Below are 1235 nucleotides of genomic sequence, written 5' to 3'. Positions count from 1 at the left end.
TGTAGTGGTCTAATGAAGCCGGACACCATTTTAGGCGAGAATACTCGCCAAGGAGAGGTGTTTGATGAGCAAGAAAAGACGTACGTTTTCGCCCGATTTCAAGCAGCAGGCTGCAAGCCTGGTTGTGGACAAGAACTATAGTCATATCGAGGCGAGCCGTTCGGTTGGCGTCGCTGATTCCGTTTTGCGCCGCTGGGTGAACCAGCTTCAGTTGGAACGTCAAGGCATCACGCCACAGAGCAAAGCCATGACGCCGGATCAGCAACGCATCCAGGAGCTTGAGGCACGCATTGATCGCCTTGAGCGCGAAAAGGCCATTTTAAAAAAAGCTACTGCGCTCTTGATGTCGGAAGGGATCGAACGTACGAGATAATCGACAAGGTTTGCCACAGCGATCCTGTTGAACTAGTCTGCGCAGTATTCGATGTGCCACGGTCATGCCTGTATGCGTATCGTGAACGATCTCGGCAGCCCAATATCAAGCGCATGGCGCTGCGTAGCCGCGTTCACGAATTGTTCGTCGAGAGTCGCAGTTCGGCCGGTAGTCGCAGCATCATGGGTATGATGCGAGAAGGTGGCGTCGTGATTGGTCGCTTCAAAGTCAGCCGACTGATGGAGGAACTGGGTCTGATCTGTAAGCAGCCTGGTCGCCATGCCTACAAGCAGGCAACGGTGGAGCGCATCGACATTCCGAACCATCTGAATCGACAGTTCGTCGTCGATGCGCCCAACCAAGTCTGGTGCGGTGACATTACCTATATCTGGGCGCAGGGTTGCTGGCATTACCTGGCTGCGGTACTGGACTTGTACACGCGTCGGGTCGTTGGCTGGGCATTCTCCACACGACCAGATGCCGATTTGGTCGTGCAGGCATTGGATATGGCCTACGAGCAGCGTGGCCGTCCTCAAGGTCTGATGTTTCACTCGGATCAAGGCGGTCAATACGCCAGTCGTAAGTTTCGTCAGCGCTTGTGGCGCTACCGAATCGAACAGAGCATGAGTCGTCGCGGGAATTGCTGGGACAACTCGCCGATGGAGCGATTGTTCCGGAGCTTAAAATCTGAGTGGGTACCAAACATGGGCTACATGACAGCACAGCAAGCGCATCGGGACATCAGTCACTACCTAATGCAACGATATAACTGGATACGGCCGCATCAGTTCAATGACGGACTCGCGCCGGCAGTGGCCGAAGAAAAACTTAAGGCAGTGTCCGGGATTACTTGACCACTACA

The 1235-nt window shown here is 54.3% G+C and carries 1 protein-coding gene; it reads left to right on the top strand.

The window, feature by feature from the left end:
- Positions 1 to 64 precede the first annotated feature (64 nt).
- Positions 65 to 1227, top strand: a protein-coding gene (locus tag ACIPF8_RS24510) for an IS3 family transposase (RefSeq protein ID WP_400426369.1) whose coding sequence is annotated in 2 segments (ribosomal slippage) — positions 65 to 329 and positions 329 to 1227 — 1164 coding nt in all. Because the reading frame shifts where the segments join, the coding sequence is not laid out codon by codon here.
- Positions 1228 to 1235: the final 8 nt, after the last annotated feature.

The organism is Collimonas sp. NPDC087041, from assembly GCF_044745265.1.
Lineage (GTDB): Bacteria > Pseudomonadota > Gammaproteobacteria > Burkholderiales > Burkholderiaceae_D > Collimonas.
This window is presented reverse-complemented; position numbering and strand designations above follow the sequence as displayed.